This is a genomic window from Pseudozobellia thermophila, assembly GCF_900141855.1.
Taxonomy (GTDB): domain Bacteria; phylum Bacteroidota; class Bacteroidia; order Flavobacteriales; family Flavobacteriaceae; genus Pseudozobellia; species Pseudozobellia thermophila.
Genome location: NZ_FQYU01000001.1, coordinates 938445 through 961140, shown reverse-complemented (window position 1 = coordinate 961140; position 22696 = coordinate 938445). Strand labels below are relative to the sequence as shown.

26 protein-coding genes are annotated in these 22696 nt (G+C 48.3%); 25 read left to right on the top strand and 1 reads right to left on the bottom strand.

Going from position 1 to position 22696, the window contains the following annotated elements; translation table 11 throughout:
* Positions 1–8: 8 nt before the first annotated feature.
* Positions 9–614: a hypothetical protein gene (locus BUB37_RS04070; protein ID WP_072988849.1), complete on the top strand. Its 606-nt coding sequence runs from the start codon at positions 9–11 to the stop codon at positions 612–614.
* 28 nt (positions 615–642) lie between these two features.
* Here the strand turns inward: BUB37_RS04070 and BUB37_RS04065 are convergent, their stop codons facing one another.
* Positions 643–1893 (bottom strand): NAD(P)/FAD-dependent oxidoreductase, encoded by a 1251-nt coding sequence (locus tag BUB37_RS04065; RefSeq protein WP_072988846.1) that lies wholly within the window; start codon positions 1891–1893, stop codon positions 643–645.
* Positions 1894–2076: 183 nt separating this feature from the next.
* Between BUB37_RS04065 and BUB37_RS04060 the strand changes: the two genes are divergently transcribed.
* The 24 genes from BUB37_RS04060 (at position 2077) to BUB37_RS03945 (ending at position 22696) form a co-directional block, all read left to right on the top strand.
* On the top strand, positions 2077–3609 hold the full coding sequence (locus BUB37_RS04060; RefSeq protein ID WP_072988844.1) for a flexirubin biosynthesis tyrosine ammonia-lyase FlxA: 1533 nt from the start codon (positions 2077–2079) through the stop codon (positions 3607–3609).
* Positions 3610–3712: 103 nt separating this feature from the next.
* Positions 3713–4843, top strand: a complete 1131-nt coding sequence (locus BUB37_RS04055; protein ID WP_072989809.1) for a WG repeat-containing protein — start codon at positions 3713–3715, stop codon at positions 4841–4843.
* A gap of 37 nt (positions 4844–4880) precedes the next feature.
* Positions 4881–5627 (top strand): flexirubin biosynthesis SDR family reductase FlxB, encoded by a 747-nt coding sequence (gene fabG, locus BUB37_RS04050; RefSeq protein WP_072988839.1) that lies wholly within the window; start codon positions 4881–4883, stop codon positions 5625–5627.
* Between the two features lie 153 nt (positions 5628–5780).
* The gene (locus BUB37_RS04045; protein WP_072988835.1) at positions 5781–7007 is read left to right on the top strand and encodes a beta-ketoacyl-[acyl-carrier-protein] synthase family protein; all 1227 of its coding nucleotides are present in this window, start codon (positions 5781–5783) and stop codon (positions 7005–7007) included.
* A gap of 2 nt (positions 7008–7009) precedes the next feature.
* Entirely contained in the window at positions 7010–7252 is a 243-nt protein-coding gene (locus tag BUB37_RS04040) for an acyl carrier protein (RefSeq protein ID WP_072989806.1), read from the top strand.
* 151 nt (positions 7253–7403) lie between these two features.
* A complete protein-coding gene (locus BUB37_RS04035; protein WP_072988832.1) occupies positions 7404–8285 on the top strand; it encodes an LpxL/LpxP family acyltransferase in 882 nt (293 codons plus the stop codon).
* A complete protein-coding gene (locus BUB37_RS04030; RefSeq protein WP_072988827.1) occupies positions 8282–9208 on the top strand; it encodes an NADPH-dependent FMN reductase family protein in 927 nt (308 codons plus the stop codon). The genes BUB37_RS04035 and BUB37_RS04030 overlap by 4 nt, the downstream gene beginning before the upstream one ends.
* Positions 9208–10341, top strand: coding sequence for a dialkylresorcinol biosynthesis protein DarB (locus BUB37_RS04025; protein WP_072988824.1), 1134 nt, complete (start codon positions 9208–9210; stop codon positions 10339–10341). The genes BUB37_RS04030 and BUB37_RS04025 overlap by 1 nt, the downstream gene beginning before the upstream one ends.
* On the top strand, positions 10341–10784 hold the full coding sequence (locus BUB37_RS04020; RefSeq protein WP_072988821.1) for a hotdog family protein: 444 nt from the start codon (positions 10341–10343) through the stop codon (positions 10782–10784). The genes BUB37_RS04025 and BUB37_RS04020 overlap by 1 nt, the downstream gene beginning before the upstream one ends.
* Entirely contained in the window at positions 10781–11239 is a 459-nt protein-coding gene (locus BUB37_RS04015) for a hotdog family protein (RefSeq protein WP_072988818.1), read from the top strand. The genes BUB37_RS04020 and BUB37_RS04015 overlap by 4 nt, the downstream gene beginning before the upstream one ends.
* 89 nt (positions 11240–11328) lie before the next feature.
* Positions 11329–11733 (top strand): flexirubin biosynthesis protein DarG, encoded by a 405-nt coding sequence (locus BUB37_RS04010; RefSeq protein WP_072988815.1) that lies wholly within the window; start codon positions 11329–11331, stop codon positions 11731–11733.
* Positions 11733–12728, top strand: a complete 996-nt coding sequence (locus BUB37_RS04005; RefSeq protein WP_072988812.1) for a BtrH-related acyltransferase DarH — start codon at positions 11733–11735, stop codon at positions 12726–12728. Before BUB37_RS04010 ends, BUB37_RS04005 begins: the two co-directional genes overlap by 1 nt.
* Positions 12725–13468 (top strand): ABC transporter ATP-binding protein, encoded by a 744-nt coding sequence (locus BUB37_RS04000; protein ID WP_072988809.1) that lies wholly within the window; start codon positions 12725–12727, stop codon positions 13466–13468. Before BUB37_RS04005 ends, BUB37_RS04000 begins: the two co-directional genes overlap by 4 nt.
* Positions 13461–14732, top strand: a complete 1272-nt coding sequence (locus tag BUB37_RS03995) for an ABC transporter permease (protein ID WP_072988806.1) — start codon at positions 13461–13463, stop codon at positions 14730–14732. The genes BUB37_RS04000 and BUB37_RS03995 overlap by 8 nt, the downstream gene beginning before the upstream one ends.
* Positions 14722–15159, top strand: coding sequence for an acyl-CoA thioesterase (locus tag BUB37_RS03990; protein ID WP_072988803.1), 438 nt, complete (start codon positions 14722–14724; stop codon positions 15157–15159). Before BUB37_RS03995 ends, BUB37_RS03990 begins: the two co-directional genes overlap by 11 nt.
* Positions 15152–16300, top strand: coding sequence for a beta-ketoacyl synthase N-terminal-like domain-containing protein (locus BUB37_RS03985; protein WP_072988800.1), 1149 nt, complete (start codon positions 15152–15154; stop codon positions 16298–16300). The genes BUB37_RS03990 and BUB37_RS03985 overlap by 8 nt, the downstream gene beginning before the upstream one ends.
* 84 nt (positions 16301–16384) lie before the next feature.
* Positions 16385–17449, top strand: a complete 1065-nt coding sequence (locus BUB37_RS03980) for a methyltransferase (RefSeq protein ID WP_072988796.1) — start codon at positions 16385–16387, stop codon at positions 17447–17449.
* A 7-nt stretch (positions 17450–17456) separates the two neighbouring features.
* A complete protein-coding gene (locus tag BUB37_RS03975; RefSeq protein WP_072989804.1) occupies positions 17457–18077 on the top strand; it encodes a 3-oxoacyl-ACP synthase in 621 nt (206 codons plus the stop codon).
* Positions 18074–18331: a phosphopantetheine-binding protein gene (locus tag BUB37_RS03970; protein ID WP_072988793.1), complete on the top strand. Its 258-nt coding sequence runs from the start codon at positions 18074–18076 to the stop codon at positions 18329–18331. Before BUB37_RS03975 ends, BUB37_RS03970 begins: the two co-directional genes overlap by 4 nt.
* Before the next feature lie 36 nt (positions 18332–18367).
* Positions 18368–19567: a beta-ketoacyl-[acyl-carrier-protein] synthase family protein gene (locus tag BUB37_RS03965; RefSeq protein ID WP_072988790.1), complete on the top strand. Its 1200-nt coding sequence runs from the start codon at positions 18368–18370 to the stop codon at positions 19565–19567.
* A complete protein-coding gene (locus BUB37_RS03960; protein WP_072988787.1) occupies positions 19564–20634 on the top strand; it encodes a beta-ketoacyl synthase N-terminal-like domain-containing protein in 1071 nt (356 codons plus the stop codon). Before BUB37_RS03965 ends, BUB37_RS03960 begins: the two co-directional genes overlap by 4 nt.
* A complete protein-coding gene (locus BUB37_RS03955) occupies positions 20628–21416 on the top strand; it encodes a polysaccharide deacetylase family protein (protein WP_094766520.1) in 789 nt (262 codons plus the stop codon). Before BUB37_RS03960 ends, BUB37_RS03955 begins: the two co-directional genes overlap by 7 nt.
* The gene (locus BUB37_RS03950) at positions 21409–22101 is read left to right on the top strand and encodes a flexirubin biosynthesis/transport protein LolA2 (protein ID WP_244526722.1); all 693 of its coding nucleotides are present in this window, start codon (positions 21409–21411) and stop codon (positions 22099–22101) included. The genes BUB37_RS03955 and BUB37_RS03950 overlap by 8 nt, the downstream gene beginning before the upstream one ends.
* Entirely contained in the window at positions 22082–22696 is a 615-nt protein-coding gene (locus tag BUB37_RS03945) for a flexirubin biosynthesis protein LolB2 (RefSeq protein WP_072988784.1), read from the top strand. Before BUB37_RS03950 ends, BUB37_RS03945 begins: the two co-directional genes overlap by 20 nt.

Sequence of the window (22696 nt, the reverse complement as noted above, 5' to 3'; positions counted from 1 at the left end):
ATTAAACAATGAAAAGTTACATTTTACTCATCGCCCTCTGTATTTCAAGCACGGTATTCGCCCAAAAAATGAAGATCAGGGAAGGGAATTTCGATTTTCTACCGGGCCAAAGCGAGGTCAATGTCGAGTTTGTCTACGACAACATGAAACTGCTTAAAAAGAACCTGCCCCAAGAGCAGTACATCAGGGAGCATTCGGCCGAGCTCGAAGAAAAGTCGCCGGGCAAGGGCGAGGCCTGGGAGAAAAAATGGGCCGCGGCTCCCGAACTTATCTGGCAGCCCAAGTTCTTGGAGCTGATGAACAGGTATTTCTACGACGACCACGGCATTGCCTTTAAGGAAAACCTTCCGGAAGCCAAATACACCCTGATCGTAGAGACCGTATGGGTATATCCGGGTTGGGATGCCGGGGTAATGAAACAACCCGCGAAGGTCAGTACCAACCTAAAGTTTGTCGAAACGGCCAATAGGGACAATGTACTGGTAGAGGTCAGCAGTGAAAACGCCCCCGGAGACCAGTGGGGAAGCAGCTTTAGCAACGAGGACCGTTTGGGCGAAGGCTATGCCAAAACAGGAAAATCCTTTGCCAGGCTTATCTTGAAAAAGGCTTTTTAACCGAGGTATTCAAGGTCCGGACGAGGAATCAACTCGCCGGACCGCCGGCCTCCTTTTCCATTTCGGCGATACGGGCGACGGTCTTCACCAAGCGATGGTGGTTCTTGACGAAAGGATTCGTACGGTCCCATACATAACCGGCCAGTACGGCACATATCTGGGCCTTGATCACGGGGTTGTCGTTACTGTCAAAAAATATGGTCTGCAGGTTACCGGTATACCATTCCTTAACGTAGGTGGCAAAAACGGCTACCCCTTCCTTCATATGGTCCGAATATTCCCTTTCCCAATCTACGGCTTCCCCTTTCAACTGTCGCGTAACAAGTTTTGCCGCCTGAAGCGACGACTCGGTGGCAAAGGTCACCCCGGATGAGAAAACGGGATCCAAAAACTCGGCACTATTGCCCGTAAGGGCATAGCCCTCCCCGTACAATTGCTTGACCGACTTGGCTATATTCTTGATCATTCGCGGCTCAAATTCGTAATCCAAGCCCTCGAAGCGGTCGTAATAATAGTCGGACAGTTTCATCATTTCCCGTAATTTTTCGGTCGTGTTCCCTGCAAATGACTCGAGATATTCCGTCGGGCCCACATAGCCGATACTCGTATAGCCGTTGGAAAAAGGGATTACCCACAACCAGGTATCGAGACTGACGATATCGAAGGTAATGATGGTCCCTTCCCTGCCCTCGGGTCTTTTTACATCCTTAACATGGGTAAAGATCGATGAGTGCCTTCCAATTTCCGAGGGTTTGTCCAAATCGAGCAACCGGGGCAAAACCCTACCGTGTCCACTCGAATCGATTATAAATTTTGCCGATATTGAAGATAGCTTGCCGTCTTCCCCCTTAACGGTGGTTACCGAATCGCTCCCCTTGAACTTTACGTCTACCACCTCTTGCCCGAAGGCGATATCTACGCCCCATGCCTCCAGAGTATCGGTCAAGGTTTTGTCAAAATCGGCTCGGGGCACCTGCCATGTCCAGTCCCATCCCTCGGTATATTTTTTGCTGAAATCAAAATTACAGACCTTGTCGCCCCTCATAAAGCGGGCCCCTGCCTTCACTTCATAGTTACGCGCCTTCAAAGCATCGAGCAAACCTACCTCCTCAAAATGGTCCATACAACGCGGCAATAGGCTTTCGCCGATCACAAACCGGGGAAACCGACTCTTTTCGACGACCTTTATTTTTAGGCCTTGCTTGTGAAGATAGGCAGCCGATACCGCACCCGATGGTCCGGCGCCAATAATAAGAACATCTACAGTTTCTTTTTGCATGGAGTCTTTTTTAAGCTGACACAGGCCCCTCCAAAAGCGGTTCACGTAATGCAGGGAGGCATATTCGCCCTAAATCCGAAGTAAAAATACGATATTCCTTGCCCAATTATTACTAATTTACATCCCGAATTGGTTATTTTAGCCCCCTTGAATAATTAGAACACAGCGAAGACCAGCCGAAAAATGCCAGAAATAAAAGGAAAGTTAGGAATTGAGGAGTTTTACAGCGTTATTTTTGACAACGAACTTCTTTCAATCGACCAAGAAGTTATCAAAACCGTTGAAGACAGCCACGATTTCTTAAGGGAATTCTCAAAAAACAAGGTCATTTATGGCGTCAACACGGGTTTTGGCCCCATGGCGCAATATAAGATCAAAGACTCCGAGACCCTTCAACTACAGTACAACCTTATCCGTAGCCATGCCTCGGGCACAGGCAGCCCCATACCCGAAAAGTACGTTAGGGCGGCCATGTTGGCCCGGTTGAACACCTTGAGCCTGGGCAACTCGGGAGTCCACGTCTCGGTGATCGAGACCATGGCCGAACTCATCAACAAAAACATCACTCCCTTGATATACGAACACGGAGGTGTCGGCGCAAGTGGCGATTTGGTGCAACTGGCCCATTTGGCCCTTGTCTTGATCGGTGAGGGCGAAGTGTTCTACAAAGGGCAAAGGAGACCGACCGCAGAAGTATTCGAGCAAGAAAACATCCAACCGATCAAGGTGCGGTTGCGCGAGGGCCTTGGCCTTATCAACGGTACTTCGGTAATGACGGGCATTGGCATAATCAATACCATCTATACGCGAAGGTTGTTGGAGTGGATGATTGCCTGCTCTTCGGCCATCAACGAGATCATGCAGGCCTACGACGACCACCTATCGGAGGCCTTGAACTCTACAAAGAGGCACAAAGGGCAGCGCGAGATCGCACGGTCGATGCGCAGCCACCTAAAAGACAGTTCCCTTACCCGAAAACGCGAACACCACCTCTATACCGACACCAATGGCGACGTATCGGTATTCGAGGAAAAGGTACAGGAATATTACTCGATCCGCTGTGTGCCGCAAATATTGGGCCCCGTACTTGACACCCTGGACGAGGTGCAACGGGTCTTGATAGAGGAAGTAAATTCGGCCAACGACAACCCGATTGTCGACGTGGAAAAACAAAACGTATACCACGGCGGAAATTTTCATGGCGATTACGTTTCCCTGGAAATGGACAAACTCAAGATCGTAGTTGCCAAAATGAGCATGTTGGCGGAGCGACAGTTGAACTACCTTATGAACTCAAAACTCAACGACGTACTCCCCCCCTTCGTCAACTTGGGTACCTTGGGCCTTAATTTCGGTATGCAGGGCGTCCAGTTTACGGCGACCTCCACAACGGCCGAAAACCAAATGCTGTCGAACCCGATGTACGTTCATAGCATACCCAACAACAACGACAACCAAGACATCGTGAGCATGGGCACCAATGCCGCCCTGATCACCAAAAAAGTCATCGAGAACGCTTTTGAGGTCATGGCCATAGAAATGATTACCATTGTTCAGGCCATCGAATACCTTAATGCCCAGGAAAAGGTTTCGAGCAAGACCAAAAACATGTACGATGCCGTAAGAAAAATAGTCCCCCCGTTCAAAGAGGATACAATTATGTATCCGTATGTTAACCAAGTGAAAGATTTTATCACTAACCATAAGAACAAATAGAGAGGGGTACCAAGGCAGGGGTTTATAGAATAATGCTATTGGTTTTTTACTTTCTATGGGTTCCGTAAGAAAAAAACAAATAGTTATTCTAAATTCTATCACAATGAAAACAAAAGTCCTTTTAGTTTTAATTCTAGCATTGAACGCGGCGACCTTTTACGCACAGGAATTGTCGCTAGTGAGGGAAGACGGCAAGTTCGGTTATATCGACAGATCGGGCACCTATGTAATCGAACCAAAATTTGATCGCGCCAAGACCTTTTCAAACGGTTTGGCCGCGGCCGAAAAAGACAAAAAATGGGGGTACATCAACACCAAGGGCGAATGGGCCATAGAACCCAAATTCGACAAGGTCAAGTACTTTGATTCGGGCTATGCCCTTGTTCTTGAAAACGATGAATGGAAGTACATCGACACCTCGGGCGAGGAATTGCAGGTACCTCCCGCAGAAAAATATTACGATTTTGAGGAAGGCGTGGCCTTATTTCGCGAAGGGGACAAAATCGGGCTTCTGGGCACCAGCGGCAAATTGGTACTCGAACCCACCTACGATGCAATAAAAAAATTCAGAAACGGGAATGCCAAGGTTCAGAAAGGTGAAAAATGGGGAATGATCGACACCAAGGGAAAGGTAGTGATCCCCGTTGAATACGAAGAGATCGGCAACGAGTACACTCCTTATGGGGTCGAGGCCAAAAAAGACGGTGCCTTTGGCATAGTGCACAATGGCACTTTCAACCCTATTGAGGGAGCCGACAAAGTGTGGGGCTTTTATGGCAACTCTGGCCTGACCTATGCCCGAAAGAACAAGAAAATCGGTTTTGTAAACAGCAAGGGCGAATGGGTCATAGAACCCCAATTCGACAAGGCCAGGGCCTTTGTCAACGGCTTGGCCCCTGTGGCCCAAGGTAAAAGTTGGGGCTATATCGACCCAAAAGGAAAAATGGTCATCAAGGCCGAATACCGCGATGCCGAGGTTTTTGCCGATAACGGCCTTGCACCCGTCAAGCAAAAGCAATGGGGCTTTATCGACACTACGGGCAAGGTGGTCATTCCATTGGAATATGACATTACGGCCGGCTTGGCCTTTCTGGCAGGAAACGACTCAAAAGGTTTTATCAATGGCCTGGCCCGGGTAAAGACGAAAAAGGGCTGGGGCTTTTTGGACAAAAACGGAAAACTTCTGGGAGACAAGTGGTTTCAAAATGCCGAACCCTTTACTTCGGTAGAATAAAGGCCCGCTCCCGGAAAAGCAAACGGAAAACTACCCAATGAAAGAGGAAAAGAAAAAATATGCCCTGGTAACAGGGGGCTCCCGAGGTATCGGCCGGGCCATTTGCGTACAGCTGGCCAAAGATCTAGACTATCCGATCCTCATAAATTACAACAGCAATTCCGAAGCCGCCCAAGAAACGCTGAAGATGGTCGAGGCCGCTGGAGGCACGGGAGAGCTTATTCAATTTAATGTAGTTGACGAAGAACAAGTTAAAAGCGTTCTAGGGGCCTGGCACGAAAAAAACAAAAACGCGGTCATTGAAGTACTGGTCAACAATGCCGGTATTACCAAAGACGGACTGTTTATGTGGATGACCAAAAAAGATTGGTCTTCTGTAATCGACACCAGCCTAAACGGTTTTTACAACGTAACCAACACCTTGATCCAGAACCTATTGGTCAACAAATACGGCAGGATCATTAACATGGTTTCCGTTTCGGGCCTAAAGGGCACACCAGGGCAAACCAACTATTCGGCTGCCAAGGGAGCCCTTATCGGTGCCACCAAGGCCCTGGCCCAGGAAGTGGCCAAACGAAAGGTAACCGTAAACGCGGTGGCCCCCGGATTTATTAAAACCGAAATGACCGAAGACCTCAACGAACAGGAGCTGAAAAAAATGATTCCGGCCAATCGCTTCGGAACGGCACAGGAAGTGGCCCATGTCGTTTCCTTTCTGGCCTCCGACAAATCGGGCTATATTACCGGCGAGGTAATCAACATAAACGGCGGCATTTACTCTTAAAACGGTATGAACGGCGGCATAGGCCTAGCTTTTACCCAATGGGTAGACCTATGCCTTTTCCTTTGTAAAATCGGCAATTTTCAACTTAAAAATCCGTTAGAACCAAGAACTTTATTATATTAGGTAGGCATACCAAACATCTACAGTGACAGAATGAGGAGAGTAGTCATAACGGGCATGGGCATATACTCATGCATCGGCAAAAGTCTGGAGGAGGTCAAGAATTCGCTCTACGAAGGGAAATCGGGTATCATTTACGACCCGCAGCGGGCTTCATTCGGTTATCGATCACCCATTACGGGCCATGTAGAAGACCCCGACCTAAAGGGCATGTTATCGAGAAGACAGCGCATAAGCATGGGGCAAGAAGCCCAATTTGCCTATATGGCCACCATCGAGGCCCTGAACTACGCCAAAATCGACCAGGCCTTTATGGAGGCCAACGAAATAGGTATTCTATACGGCAACGACAGTACGGCAAAATCGACCGTAGACTCCGTTGATATCATGCGGGAAAAAGGCGATACCACCTTGGTGGGTTCCGGTGCCATATTCAAGGCCATGAACTCTACGGTAACCATGAACCTCTCCACTATTTTCAAGCTTAGGGGCATCAACCTGACCATCAGTGCCGCCTGTGCCAGCGGGTCGCATTCCATAGGCCTCGCCTACCACCTTATTAAAAGTGGCTTGCAAGATTGCATCATTGCCGGAGGGGCACAGGAGATAAACCCTGAGGCCATGGGCAGTTTTGACGGTCTGGGCGTTTTCGCAACCAACACCGACAACCCCGAGAAAGCCTCAAAACCCTTTGATAGGGACCGTAACGGACTGGTTCCCAGTGGAGGAGGGGCCACCTTGATCGTAGAGAGCTACGAGTCGGCCCTAAAACGCGGTGCCCCCATACTTGCGGAAATAAAGGGCTACGGCTTCTCTTCGAACGGCGACCATATTTCGACGCCCAACGTAGACGGGCCATCGAGGGCCATGCAAAGGGCCTTGGACGACGCCCACATGAAACCCGAAGAGGTCGATTACGTAAATGCCCACGCCACCTCTACCCCTGTCGGCGATGCCAACGAGGCCAAGGCCATTTTTAAGGTTTTCGGAAACAGCGGCCCCTATGTCAGCTCGACCAAATCGATGACCGGCCACGAATGTTGGATGGCCGGGGCCAGTGAAATCGTCTACTCGTTGATCATGATGCAAAATTCGTTCATCGCCCCGAATATCAATCTTGAAAACCCGGACGAGGATGCTGAAAAATTAAATATTGTTAAGAAAACCTTAAACAAAAAAATTGACGTATTTTTGTCCAATTCATTCGGGTTTGGTGGAACCAATTCCGCTTTGATTCTTAAAAAAGCTAATTACCAATGACATTGACCAAAGAAGAAATTGTTGAGAAGATAAACCTCTTTCTCATAGATGAATTTGAAGTAGACGAAGATGAGATCCAACCTGAGGCCCATTTAAAGGAAACCTTGGATTTGGATAGTTTGGACTTCGTTGACCTAGTGGTCGCGGTAGAAAGTAATTTCGGTGTAAAATTGGTGGGCGAAGACTTTGTAAACGTTAATACCTTGCAGAATTTTTACGACCTTATCGAGCGAAAGCTGGGTTAATTGCAATCTCCCTACAAGTTCAATTATACGTCCTATCCCGACACCGTCGAGGGCCTTTGAAAACACGTAAGCCATAACACACCGCACAATTATTAAATTCGTCCTGTTCAAACAAGAAAAAAAGGTGCAAAACAAATCCAATACCCTATAGATGGCAGAATGGGAAGGACAATCAAAAGGCAACCTCTTAGGCTATAAGATTTTCATTTTTTTACTCAAAAATCTTGGCATAGGCGTGGCCTATTTTGTACTTCGCTTTGTTTCCTTTTACTATTTTCTCTTCTCGACCAAAAGTTCCAAAAGCATATACCAATATTTTAGAAAAAGGCTTTCCTACTCCAAGGCCAAAAGCATCATAAGCATCTATAAGAGCTATTTGACCCTAGGGCGCATCTTGATCGACCGCGTTGCCATTTCTACCGGCCTACGCCATAAATTCACCTATACCCACGACGGTATCGAGCATATAGACGAACTCCTGAAAAAGAACCAAGGCGGGATACTCATCAGCGGCCATGTCGGAAATTTCGAAATAGCCCACTACTTTTTGGAAAACCGGTACAGCATCAACAAGATCAGCATGGTCACCACCCGCGACGAGCAGCAGAGCATACTCGATTATATGGACAGCATTGTGATCAAGTCGCAACTGGAATTTATTTTGGTAAAAGACGATATGTCGCATATTTTTGAAATACACTCCGCCCTTGACCGGGGCGGACTTGTAGTTTTTACCGGAGACAGGTACCTGCCCGGCACCAAGACAATTACGGGAAAACTCTTGGGCAAGGAAGCCGATTTTCCCCTGGGCCCCTACCAATTGGCCTCGCGCCTGAACATGCCCGTGCTATTTGTGTACGTAATGAAAGAAACGCGAAAACACTATAGCCTATACGCCCGAAAAGCCGAGTTCAAGGCTCGCGACGCCCAAGGGCTGCTTAACGAATATACCCAAAGCATGGAGTGGATCATTACCAAATACCCCCTGCAGTGGTTCAACTTTTTTGATTTCTGGAAAGACCTTAAACAATGAAAGAAGTACTGATCGTCTATTACTCGCAAACGGGGCAGTTGTTCGATATTTTAAGCAATGTCGCATCGACCCTCAAAGGAGACCAGGTAAACATCACCTATCACAAAATCGAGCCAAAACAAGGGTACGACTTTCCGTGGCAGGCAGAGAAATTCTACGACGTGTTTCCAGAGTCGTTCTTGCAGATTACCCAAGAGCTGCACCCACCTACGGCCGATGTATTGGGCAAAAAGTACGACTTGGTCATTTTAGGCTACCAAGTATGGTACCTGACCCCCTCAAGGCCCATAGTTTCCTTCCTAAAATCGGAAGAGGGAAAAAAGCTTTTGGCGAACACCCCTGTCGTGACCCTCGTCGCCTGCCGCAATATGTGGATCCAAGCCCAGGAAAAGATGAAAAGGCTTCTTCTGGCCGCAAAGGCCGAACTCAAGGGCCATATCGCCATGGTCGACCGCCACGGCAACAACATCAGCGTCATCACCATCCAACACTGGATGATGAGCGGGAAAAAAGACCGATTTTTGGGCATTTTCCCAAAACCCGGGGTTTCCGACACCGATATCGCCCAAGCTTCAAAATTCGGGGCGCCGATACGCAAGGCCCTCTTGTCGAACGATTATGCCCGTCTTCAGGAGGCCTTGCTTCAACTCGACGCCGTTCGGGTCAACCCCTATTTGGTCCAGGCCGACGAACGCGGCAACGTACTGTTTTCCAAATGGGCCAATCTGATCATCAAAAAAGGAGGCCCCGGGGACCCCAAACGATTAAAATGGATTGGTTTGTTCAAATATTATTTGTTATTTGCTATATGGGTCATAGCACCAATAGTTTTTATCGTATTTTTGCTGACTTATTTGCCCATGAGCCGAAAAAGGAAAAGGGACCGAAACTACTATTCCTCGGTTGCATTAAATGAAAGTTAATGAAGGACGTTTACATTACCAGAATTTCTAAATTTTTACCCAATGACCCCGTAGACAATGACCAGATGGAAAAGAAACTGGGCGTTATCGACGGGAAAACATCAAAGGCACGTCGTATCGTTTTGCGCAACAACAAAATCAAAACGAGGTACTATGCCATAGATGAAAACGGCAAAACCACCCACAACAACGCCCAATTGGCCGCCGCGGCCATAGAAGCCCTTTGTGACGACGAATTTACTACGCAAGACATCGAACTTTTATCGTGCGGCACTTCGAGTCCCGACCAAGTACTGCCCTCGCACACCAGTATGGTGCACGGCTTTTTGAAGAACCGGAACATGGAAATCAACTCGGCCTCGGGAGCCTGTTGTTCGGGAATGAACGCCTTAAAATACGGGTACCTCTCGGTAAAGGCCGGTGAAACCAAAAATGCGGCATGCGCCGGTTCGGAACGCACCTCGTCATGGATGAAGGAAAGGGTCTTTCAAAACGAGGTCGACCATTTAAAGGAGTTGCAGGAAAACCCCATCCTTGCCTTTAACAAAGAGTTTTTGCGCTGGATGCTTTCCGACGGTTCGGGGGCCGTGTTGTTGGAAAGCGAACCCAAGGGAGAAACCCCGCTGAAGATCGAATGGATCGATGGCTATTCTTACGCCCATGAAATGGAAACCTGCATGTATGCGGGGGCCGAAAAGGAAGAGGATGGCCACCTGACCCCATGGAGCGAATTCCCCGCCGAGGAATGGGGAAAAAGATCCCTGTTCGCCATGAAACAAGACACCAAACTGCTGGGCGAGAACATACTCAAGAAAGGTGTGGACAGTTTAAGGTTGACATACGAAAAACACCATATCGGCCCGGACGACATCGATTACTACCTACCCCATATTTCATCGTATTATTTCAAACAGGGACTCTACGACGAAATGAAGAAACAAGGCGTCGAAATGCCTTGGGAAAAATGGTTTCTCAACCTCGAAAAGGTGGGCAACATCGGGGCGGCATCCATCTACGTCATGCTAGACGACCTCGTGGCATCCGGAAAACTCAAGAAAGGCGACAAAATACTGTTTCACGTTCCTGAGAGCGCCCGATTTTCATATATGTACGCCTATCTGACCGTTTGCTGATGACCGAACCGGCCAAGCATATCGCCCAAGGAGATTTTCTTCTATCGCTAATTCCGCAAAAGCATCCTTTTGTGATGGTCGATAGCCTAATCGAATATTCCGAGCAGCATGTCGTTTCGTCGTATACGGTACGCGAAGACAATATCCTGGCCGCCCAAAACCTATTTATGGCCGCGGGACTGATAGAGAACATGGCACAGACCGTTGCGCTTCATACGGGCTATAAATACTACTTGTTAGACCGACCGGCACCCACCGGTTACATCGGGGCCATAAAAAAAGCCGAAATACTACGGCTGCCCCAAGTATCCGAAAGATTGACCACCACTGTATATATCCTCCACGATATAATGGACGTAACCTTGGTCAGGGCCGAAGTAGTATGCGAAGGAGTCTTGATCGCCACAAGTGAAATGAAAACCGCCCTGGCCCAACAAGTATGAAAAAGGCTCGCTACGACATCAATATCAAAAACTTTCTCCCCCACCGGCCGCCCATGCTGATGGCCACCGTTACCCCCTACCTCGACCAAGACTCCGTGGTCACCCATTTCGAAATTAGCGAAAATTGTATTTTTTTGGATTCAAAGGGCCGTTTGGCCGAAGCGGGACTTATAGAGAACGCCGCCCAGGCAAGTACCGCCATTGTGGGGCAAAGCTATTTTGACGACGAAGACCTCGAAGGTTCGGGCAACAAGCTCGTGGGCTATATCAGCGCCATTAAAAAGGTAGAGATCAAAACCTTGCCCAGGGTCAACGAGCTATTGGTCACCAAGGCCAAGCTGGTATCGCGATACGACACTGGCACCATGAGCGTCTGTACCATAAAATCGGCCACTTTTAGAAATGATGATTTAATCGTAGATTGTACCTTTAATTTTTTAATCCATGAAGTATAGCCCAATAGGCTAAGAAAGGTATTTTTTCTACCGGGCCGTTCAAACCGCCTACAGTACGAAATACGGCCACGGGAAAATCACGTTCGTCAATGAAAAAGAAAGAGGTACCACAGGACAAAAGCACGCTGGAAAAGGCCAATATCAAGGATATGGTCTACGCGGTAGATGAAAACGGGGAATATGTGACCGAACTAAGCACCGGTTGGGAGCCCAAGACCATTGCCTTGGACAATGCGATCAAGGTAATCGAAGAGCGTGTGGAAGAAGCCCGACAACGTGTACTTAACAACGAAAGCAGCCCCATCGAATACTATATGGAATTGCACAAGATGGACCTCCCTATCCTGGCCAGTTACGTCGGCTTCTGGAAATGGAGGGTAAAAAGACATTTTAAGCCCGCGGTTTTCAAAAAACTTTCCCCGAAAACCCTACAAAAATATGCCGATGTGTTCGAAATAAGCATTGACGAACTAAGGCAGCTAAAAAACCAATAATGCAAATCGACTTTACCCATAAACAATCCGCACACTGCGAAAATGGTGTGGTATCGAACCTGATGCGGCACAACGGCTTTGAGGTTAGCGAACCCATGGTTTTCGGTATAGGGTCGGGACTACTTTTCAGTTACCTCCCCTTTCTAAAAGTTAACTACGCCCCGGTCTTTACCTACAGGGCCATGCCCGGTTTGATATTCAACCGGTTTGCCAAACGGGTCGGGGTAAAGGTCAAGCGCGAAAAATTCACCGACCCCAGGAAGGCCAGGGCGCGACTCGACGAAAACCTGGCCAACAACAACCCCGTCGGGCTACAGGTAGGGGTTTACAACCTCATTTATTTTCCCGATGAATACCGCTTCCATTTCAATGCCCACAACATGGTGGTATATGGGAAGCAAGAAGACAATTACCTGATAAGCGACCCCGTAATGGAAGGGGTTACCACCCTAACGTCGAAACAGCTCGAGAAAGTCCGTTTTGCCAAAGGGGCCTTTGCCCCCAAGGGACACATGTACTACCCGATTGCCTTTCCCGAAGAACTTCGCCTCGAGGAAGCCATCGTAAAGGGCATCAAGCATACTTGCCGAGACATGTTGGCACCGGCCCCCATAGTAGGCGTAAGGGCCATGAGGTGGGTGGCCAAGAGCATTAAAAAATGGCCCGTTAAGCACGGCCCGAAAAAAGCGAACCATTACTTGGGCCAGATTGTCAGAATGCAAGAGGAAATAGGCACCGGTGGAGGCGGCTTCAGGTACATATACGCGGCCTTCCTTCAAGAGGCCGGGGAAGTACTGGACAAGCAAGACCTAAAGGACTTCTCAAGGGAAATGACCGAAATCGGCGATGCGTGGAGGGATTTTGCCCTCGAGGCCTCGAGAATCTACAAAAACAGAAGTGGCCAGGCCGAAGGATACGATTCGATTTCCGACCAATTGCTTGCTATCGCTAAGCGGGAAGCGTCTTTTTTCAAGGCTTTACGAAAGGCAATATGATCGAAATAAATCAACTTTCAAAAAAATACAAGGGGGCTGAAAGCTTTTCAGTGCACAACCTCGACCTCAGGATCCGGGAAAAGGAGGTGTTTGGGATATTAGGACCCAACGGCGCGGGAAAAACCACATTAATCTCGATGTTGAGTTCCCTGCTAAAACCCACCAAAGGTTCTTTTTCGATCAATGGCCTCAACTATCGGGAACATACCCAACAGCTCAAACAAATTATCGGGATCGTACCCCAGGAATATGCGCTCTACCCAACCCTGACGGCCTACGAAAACCTCAGGTACTTCGGCAGCATGTACGGCCTAAAGGGCGCGCACCTTAAATCGAAGATACACGACCATCTCGAAGTGTTGGGCCTGGGCCCATTTGCCGACAAAAAGATCAAGACCTTTTCGGGGGGCATGAAAAGACGCATCAACCTTATCGCGGGCATACTGCATGCCCCCAAAGTGCTTTTTCTCGACGAGCCCACCGTTGGGGTCGATGTCCAATCGAAAAACGCCATCATCGATTATTTAAAGGAGCTCAACAAAAAGGGCACGACCATTCTTTACACCTCGCACCATTTGAACGAGGCCGAACATTTCTGTACACGTATCGCCATTATCGATTTGGGAAGTATTATCTGCAAGGGCAAACCTAGCGCCCTGATCGACGAACACGTTGATGCCAGAAACCTCGAAGATGTCTTTTTGGCCAAAACCGGTAAAGCCCTTCGCGATTATGCATAAACTTCGGGCCTCGGCATACAAGGAATTTTTACTGCTCACCCGCGACCCGGGCGGACTGGCCATCCTCTTTATAATGCCCTTGCTCTTGGTCATTACCATAACGGTCATCCAAAACGCCACCTTTAAGACCTTAAAACAGTCAAAAATACCTATTCTCCTGGTTGATTATGACCAAGGAAACGTATCGGCAAGCATACGGCAAAACTTGGCAGGCTCCGATCAATTCGAAGTGGTCGAAGAAGCTGACGAGACCAAGGCACAGGAACTGGTCGGGAACGGAACGTACCAGCTGGCCCTGGTCATTCCCGAAAACCTTTCCCGCAACCTCGACCTTAAGGTAAACAGAAATGTCGAGGGGCTACTGCAAAAGTTCGGCATCGAAGGGGAAAACGGCCCACTGTCGAAATCAACGCCCGAAACCAAGGAGGTTAAACTTTACTTCGACCCCGCGACCCAGTTTTCCTTTCGCAATTCGATCAAAAGCGGAATCGACCAAATGGTCTCAAAGATCGAGACCCAAACGATCTATCGGGCCTTTCAAAAAGAACTGACCGACGACCCCTCGGAAGAAATTTTCGATACCGCGCCCTTTATTAAATTTACCGAAATCATCCCGGGCGACACCTTGGAAAAAAACAGCATTCCCAACGCTACCCAACACAATATACCGGCCTGGACACTTTTTGCCATTTTCTTTATTATCCTGCCCCTATCGATCAACATGGTAAAGGAAAAGAACTTGGGCACCTTCGTTCGCCTTCGTACCAATCCCGTGTCCTATGTCACCGTTCTTGGTGGTAAAACCGTGATCTTTCTCAGCGTTGCCCTGATCCAATTCGCCCTTATGCTTCTGGTCGGCGTTTTTCTGTTTCCGCTAATAGGCCTCCCGAGATTGGAGGTCGAGGGCCGATTGCCCCTCTTGTTTTTAGTGGCATTTTTTGCGGGACTGGCCGCCGTAGGGCTCGGCCTGCTATTGGGAACCATAGCCAAATCGCAGGAGCAATCGGCCCCCTTCGGGGCTACATTTGTCGTAATTTTGGCCGCCTTGGGCGGGGTGTGGGTGCCCGTTTTTGCCATGCCCGCATTTATGCAGGCCCTATCTAACCTATCGCCCATGAATTGGGGCCTAAACGCATTTTACAACGTATTTTTAAGAAATGTGGGCATTACAGAACTGTTTCCCGATTTGGCTTTACTATTTTTGTTCTTTTTGATAACCACAGCGATTTCCATTATTTATAACCAAAGAAAAAATGCCGTCTAAGCACAAAGAGGAACTAAGTTTTACCAGTGAGGTACGGGTGCGCTTCTCCGAATGCGACCCCCTGGGCATTGTGTGGCACGGCAACTATATTCAATTTTTCGAGGATGCCCGTGAAGCCTTTGGCAGGCACCACGGCATTTCGTACCTCGACCAGAAGGCCAACAACTACTCCACCCCCATCGTATCGTCCAAATGCGAACATAAACTGCCCCTCGCCTATGGCGATATTGCAAGGGTAAAGGCCACCTATATCGATTCGGCGGCGGCGAAGATGATCTTTAAATACGAGATCATGAACCCGCAAGGGGAAATCGTCTGTACAGGGGAAACCGTTCAGGTCTTTGTAGAACTGGGGGGCGAACTCTCATTGACCTTGCCCGATTTCTTCAGAAAGTGGAAAATAAAAGTCGGCCTGCTAGATGAATAATCCATTTCTATCCCATAACAGCATTATATCGTCGTTGGGCTTTGACAGTGCCAGCGTAGTGGAAGGTGTTTCCCAAGAAGTGAGCGGACTCAAATTGGTGGACAATCCCGAAATAGCGCCACATCCCCTCTACACTTCGCTCATAGACCCAACCCTGCTGCAAGAGCGATTCGAAGCGCTTGGCCCACAAAAGGAATATACGCGCTTGGAGAAAATGATGTTGCTTGCCCTAAACGGAACGGTCGCCCCTGCGCAACTCGGGTTGACCGAGCGGGTCGGGTTGATCGTCTCGACGACGAAGGGCAACATTGACCTATTGTCCGACCAGGATGCCTTTCCAAGGGAAAGGGCCTATTTGGCCGCCCTCGCCCAGGAAATCAAGGATTTCTTCGGGTTTAAAACAGAACCCATAGTACTATCGAATGCCTGCGTTTCGGGAATCATGGCCATATCGGTGGCCAAGCGCCTGATCAACGAGAAAAAATTCGACCATGTCTTTGTGGTCGCGGGCGACTTGGTAACCCCGTTCATAATTTCGGGGTTCAACGCCTTTCAGGCCCTGAGCACCGAACAGTGCCGCCCCTATTGCAAGACACGTTCCGGCATCAATATCGGCGAGGTGGCCGCCAGCGTACTGATCACCAAAAACCCGAAATTCGAGATCGACGGGTCGGTAGAAATTCTGGGGGACGGCTCGTGCAACGACGCCAACCATATTTCAGGGCCTTCGCGAACCGGTGAGGGACTTTACCGGAGCATTCGATCGGCCCTAAGGGAAGCCCGCCTTTCGGCCGATGACATCGACTACATCTCGGCACATGGCACGGCCACCCAGTACAACGATGAAATGGAATCCATCGCCTTTGACCGGGCCGGATTGGCCAAGGCGCCCCTCAACAGCCTAAAGGGCTATTTTGGGCATACCTTGGGGGCTTCCGGCCTTTTGGAAACCATAATCGGCATGCACTCACTGCGCCAAAACACACTGTTCGCCTCCCTAGGGTTTCGCGAACTCGGTGTTTCCCTCCCACTGAACATCATAAAAAAAACAACGGCAAAACCCATCGATACCTTCCTGAAAACCGCTTCGGGCTTCGGTGGTTCAAATACGGCGGCCATTTTCAAAAAAATGAAGGGTTAGCGCCTTAAAGCGAATAATTTAATCAGGGTTTTCTAATTGGGTTCATATCCCTAAATTTGCCCTCCAATATATTTAAAGATCAAAATGGCCAAAAAACCTATCAAGGCTATCCAAGCGCTCGAAGAAGCCCAAAAGATTGCTTTTGCCCCCTTTGTGTTTCAAACGACGGTCTCTTTACGGAAGCTTGGTATTTTGGACTATATCTTTGAACATAGCCGGGAGGAAGGGGCGACCACCCAAAAAGCCATGGCAGAAGCCCTCGGTCTAACCGAATACGGATTGAGCGTTTTACTGGAGATTGCGGAAAGCTCGGATATCGTAAGCAAAGACGGGGAAGGCAACTACGACCTGACCAAGATCGGCTACTTTTTGAACTATAACAAAATGACCGAGGCCAACCTCAATTTCACCCAAGACGTGTGCTACCAAGGCCTCTACCACCTGAACGAGGCCATTACCACCGGCAAACCCGCAGGTTTAAAAGAGCTTGGCCCGTGGACAACGGTATACGAAGGCCTATCGCAGCTGCCCGACAGGGTACAGGACTCGTGGTTCGCCTTCGACCATTTTTATTCGGACGAGATTTTTGAAGAGGCCCTGCCCATCGTTTTTCGCCATCGGCCCAAAACCCTTTTCGATATTGGCGGGAACACGGGCAAGTTTGCCGTTCTCTGCGCCCAATACGACCCTGAGGTGGCAGTCAAAATATTCGACTTGCCCGGGCAATTGGCCAAAGCGCTGGAAAACGCCAAGAACAACGGATTCGAAGGCCGTATCACCGGGGAACAGATCGATTGGCTATCGGGTAAAAACGAGATTCCCACCGGTGCCGACACCCTATGGATGAGCCAGTTCCTGGATTGTTTTTCAAAGGAAGAGATACTCCACATATTGAAAACCTGTGTGGCCGCCATGAACGAAAACACGGAATTGATCATTATAGAAACCTATACCGATCGCCAAAAGTTCGATAATGCCCGATTTACCCTCGAAGCGACCTCGCTATACTTTACCGCCATGGCCAATGGCAATAGTAAAATGTACAAGGCCACGGAATTTATAGATTTGGCGACAAAAGCTGGACTTACCGTCAAAGAGGACTTGCCCATTGGCGAATTTCATACGATGCTCGTGTGTAAAAAAAGATAACGACGTTTTGAATACCGATTACTTTATCGAAGGCTACTGCCATATAAAAAACAACCGCGTTCTACTGAACGGCGAACCCCTTTTTACTGAAAAAAAACCGGACTTTGCCAGTTTTATAAAATCGGTATATCAGCATTTCGAGACCGATTACCCGAAGTTTTTTAAGATGGACAAACTGAGCAAATTGGCCTTTATGGCCGCAGATGTCCTTTTAAAAAACAGCGGACGCCCTGTAAACGAAGAAGAAAACATGGCCGTGGTATTGTCAAATAGAGCCTCGAGCCTCGACACCGACCGAAGGTACCAAGAGTCGATCGACGACCCGGACAATTTTTATCCGAGTCCGGCCGTTTTCGTATACACCTTGCCCAATATTTGTATCGGTGAAATTAGCATAAGACATAAACTCTATTCTGAAAATAGTTTTTTTATCTTTGACAAATTCAATGCTGATCATTTATGGCATTACAGCAAGAGCCTCATAAACCATAAAAAGGCCGATGCCGTACTCTGTGGATGGGTCGATGTTGAAGGCGACGATTACGACGCTTTTTTATATATAGTTTCCCCCAAAGGTGACGATAAGCACAAAATAGAAGAAATAACCAGATTATATTTTACCCAATGAGTGAGTTAAAACAAGAATTGAAGGAGAAAATCATAGAGCAACTGAACCTAGAGGATGTTGCCGTAGATGAGATTCAGGACAATGACCCGCTCTTTGGCGAAGGCTTGGGACTCGATTCCATCGATGCCCTTGAACTGATCGTAATGCTTGATAAGGATTACGGCATTAAGCTTGCCGACCCCAAGGAAGGCCGTAAGATTTTCGAATCGGTTCAGACCATGGCGGCCTATATCGAAGAAAATAGAAGCCGATAAGGTTCTTTCAGGGTTCCAGTTCCGTAAAAAACAACAATGGGCAAAGGGGTAGCAATAACCGGTATGGGTATCATTTCCGCCATTGGAAACAATGTTGCGGAAAATTTTACGTCGCTTACCTCTAACAAAATCGGTATCTCAAAGATCTCGCAAATCGACACCATCCATAAAGACGATATCATGGTCGGCGAAATCGGGGAGACCAATACCCAATTGGAGCAAAGGTTGGACATTGCCGAAAACCAATGGTCGCGCACCGTTTTGATCGGTACGGTCGCCGCCCAGGAAGCCTTGGCCGAAGCAGGTATTTCCGACATTAACGAGGTCAGGACCGGTTTTATATCGGGCACGACCGTCGGCGGCATGGACAAGTCGGAGCAATATTTTTACGACTACCCCGAAAACCCGAGCGTACGCCAGCACATTACCGGTCTTCATGCCGGTGATTCTACCAACAAAATCGCCAAGCACCTAGGGCTGAAGGAAAGCTTCGTTACCACGATCAGCACGGCTTGTTCCTCATCGGCAAACACCATTATGTTGGGGGCGCGTATGATCCAATCGGGGCAACTCGACCGGGTCATCGTCGGCGGAACCGACAGCCTTTCAAAATTTACCATCAACGGCTTCAAAACCCTAATGATATTGTCGGATACCTACAACACGCCATTCGACAACGACCGAAAAGGGCTAAATTTAGGGGAGGCGGCAGCCTATCTGGTTCTGGAGTCGGATGCGATGGTCGAAAAAAACAAGAAAAATGTACTGGGCTATGTTAAGGGCTATGGCAATGCCAACGATGCCTTTCACCAAACCGCATCCTCAGAAAACGGCGATGGTGCCGTCTTGGCCATGGAAAAGGCCCTGCAGGTTGCCGGAATGAAGCCCGAGGACATCGACTACATAAATGCCCACGGTACGGCCACCCCGAACAACGACCTTTCGGAAGGGCGGGCCCTGATCAGGGTCTTCGACAAAAAAGTGCCCCATTTCAGCTCTACCAAGGCCTTTACCGGCCACACGCTTGCGGCCGCAGGCGCCGTAGAGGCCGTTTATTCGGTATTGGCACTGCAAAACGATACGATATTCCCCAACCTGAATTTTAAAACGCCCATGCAAGAGTTCGGCATTTGCCCGGTTACGGAACTCAAAAAGAAAAAACTGGGCACCGTACTTTCCAACTCCTTTGGTTTCGGCGGCAATTGCTCAACATTAATATTTTCAAAAGAGGCATGAAAAAATCCGTCTACATCAATAGCGTCGGTTCGGTCTCTGCCCAGAAAACCTTTGACGATGGTTTTTTGGAAAACATTGAGCAGCGCTCCGACACCGTGCTGGCCGTAGTGGCCCCCAACTACAAAGACTATATACCACCGGCAGCGGCACGGAGGATGGCCAAGGGCATTAAAATGAGTACGGTAAGTGCCAAAAACGCCATGCAAGGAGCCGGAGTAGATGAAAATGAAATCGATGCCATTATTGTTGGGACCGGACTGGGCTGCATTGGCGATTCGGAAAAGTTCGTCAGCGATATTATCGACAATAACGAACAATTTTTGACCCCAACACGGTTCATCCAGTCATCGCACAATACGGTCGCCGGCCAAATTGCCCTGGGCATCGGTTGCAAGGGGTACAATTTTACCTATGTACATTCGGCCGTTTCCTTCGAATCGGCCGTACTTGACGCCAAAATGCAATTGGAACAAAACGAAGCCCGGACAATTCTAGTAGGCGGCGTAGATGAACTGGTAGACCACCACGTAAGTACGCATCGCCTTATCGGACATATTAAGGAAGAGCCCGTCGATACCATGTCGGTCTTAAAATCGGGCACCTCGGGGGCCGTTTTTTCGGAAGGGGCCCATTTTTTTGTGCTTTCCAACCAAAAGAGAACCTCGTGCTACGCCGAATTAATGGCACTAAAAACCTTTAATACGCTATCGCCGGGGCAATTGGGCGACAATGTGGGCAATTTCTTGAAAGAACAGGGTTTAACGGAGAAGGCTATCGACCTGATTGTACTGGGCTACAACGGCGACGTAGAATTTGACGGGTATTACGACATTTTGGCCAAAGGCCCCTTCAGCGAAACCCCACAAGCCTATTTCAAACACCTATCGGGCGAATTCGATACCGCCTCGGGCTTTGGGTTTTGGGTGGCCAACAAAATATTGAAACACCAAAGGATTCCCGATCCGGTAAAACTGAACGACCTACACCGCGTTACCTTCGAAACCGTTCTGATCTATAACCAATACAGGGGGGAGAACCATAGCCTCATGCTTCTCAAAAAATGCTAGGCCACATTGTTACACGGAGAGTCGTTTATCCCACGACGGTAATCTTGCTTATTGTCTTGGTGGTCCTTAATACCTTTATCGTTGTACCTTGGTACGTATATGCCCTTGTCATCTTGGCTTGGTTTTTAATTACCTTGTGCGGCTCTTTTTTTATACGGTGGGATTTTCACCTCAAATCACTGCATTGCAACAAACAAGTGGCCGACAATTGGGTGGCGATCACCTTTGATGACGGACCCGACCCCGAATTCACCCCACAAGTACTCGACCTCTTGAAAAAGTATGGGGCCAAGGCCACTTTTTTTTGTGTGGGCCATAAAATGGAAAGGCACCCCGAACTGTTGAAAAGGACCATCGCCGAAGGGCATACCGTAGGCAACCACACCTATAGCCATTCGAGGGCGTTCGGATTTTATAATACCGAGGAGGTCAAATCGGAACTGGAGCGCGCCAAGGCCATCGTAAAAGACCTTACAGGATTGACCATGGATATGTACCGCCCCACCTTCGGGGTTACCAACCCCTCCATTGAAAAAGCGGTAAAAGACCTCGACCTACAATCCATAGGATGGAACGTACGTTCCTTGGATACCACGGCGCGTACCGAAAACATGGTGCTAAAGCGTATTACGTCGAAGGTCTCCAAAGGAGACATTATCCTTTTACACGACACCAGTGCAAAATCGGTAGCCGTTTTGGAACGGTTATTGGTATTTTTGCAAGAGAAAAATCTTCAATCGGTCACTGCCGACCAATTGTTGGGAATCAACGCCTATGCATAGATTTAGCTTTTATCTTGAAGGACGGCCGGCTCCACGCCTTTCCTTCCCTTTAAACAAGAAATACGGAAGCCCCGCCATTTTGGTATTTTTCGTGCTCTTTGCAACCTTGGCCCTAGGCCAAACGAAAATGTCGGCCACCGAATCCGAGGCTTTGAAGGCAAAAGTGAAGTCGCTCGCGAACAACACCCGAACGATTACCAGCGACTTTACCCAGTACAAGCATTTGGACTTTCTATCCAACGACATCGAATCTAGCGGAAAGCTCGCTTTTAGGGCTCCCGACCAGGTAAAATGGCAATATGTAAAACCCTACGCCTATTCCATTGTATTCAAGAACCAAACCCTTTACATCGACGATGAAGGCAACAAGAGCAATATCGATGTAAGTGGAAATAAGCTGTTTGAACGGCTCAACCATTTGATAGCCGCCAGTATCAGCGGCGATATGTTCGATGCCGAACAATTCGACATGTCCTTTTTCAATGACAGCGGCAAAAGCCTGGTGCACTTCATGCCCAAAGACCCCCAATTCTCGGAATTTATCAGCGCCTTTCACATTACCTTCAACGAACTTGGGGAGGTTGAAAGGGTTAAAATGATAGAGCCTTCCGGTGATTTTACACTGATTGTATTCAGCAATAGAAAAACCAATCAACCCCTTTCCGATGCGCATTTTGCTCAGTAGCATTTGTCTCTTTTTGGTATGGGGATGTGCATCCTACCCTAAAAAGAACAACCTTGAGGCAAGGCCCACCAAATCCGAATACGCCACCCTAAACCCTTATTTTTCGGACACTTCAAAAGACTATTTATACAAGGCCAACCTATCGCTGTACAAAAAGGAGTTCAGCGGCCTTCTTATTGTCAAAAAGTTGGGGGCGGCCCACCATCGCGTGGCATTTACTACTGAAATAGGCAATAAAATTTTTGACCTCACGTTCATTGATGAGGATTTTAAGGTCAATTATATCCTGAACAAAATGGATAGAAAACCAATAATCAACCTATTAAAAAACGATTTTGGCCTACTGATGAAGGAAAGATGCCAAATAAGGAACACCTACGGCCTTAATAACGACACCGTTTACGAAACGGAAAGCCAAAAGAAAAAATTTTACTACTACCTTTCGGAGAAAGGCAAACTAAAAAAAATAGTCCAATCGAATCGGACCAAGGCACAACTAACAATCTTGTTTCCAAAGGTAAACGGGGAGCAAGCCGATCGCATAGAAGTTATACACCAAGATATCGACCTCACCATCTCTTTAAAAGCCATCTAA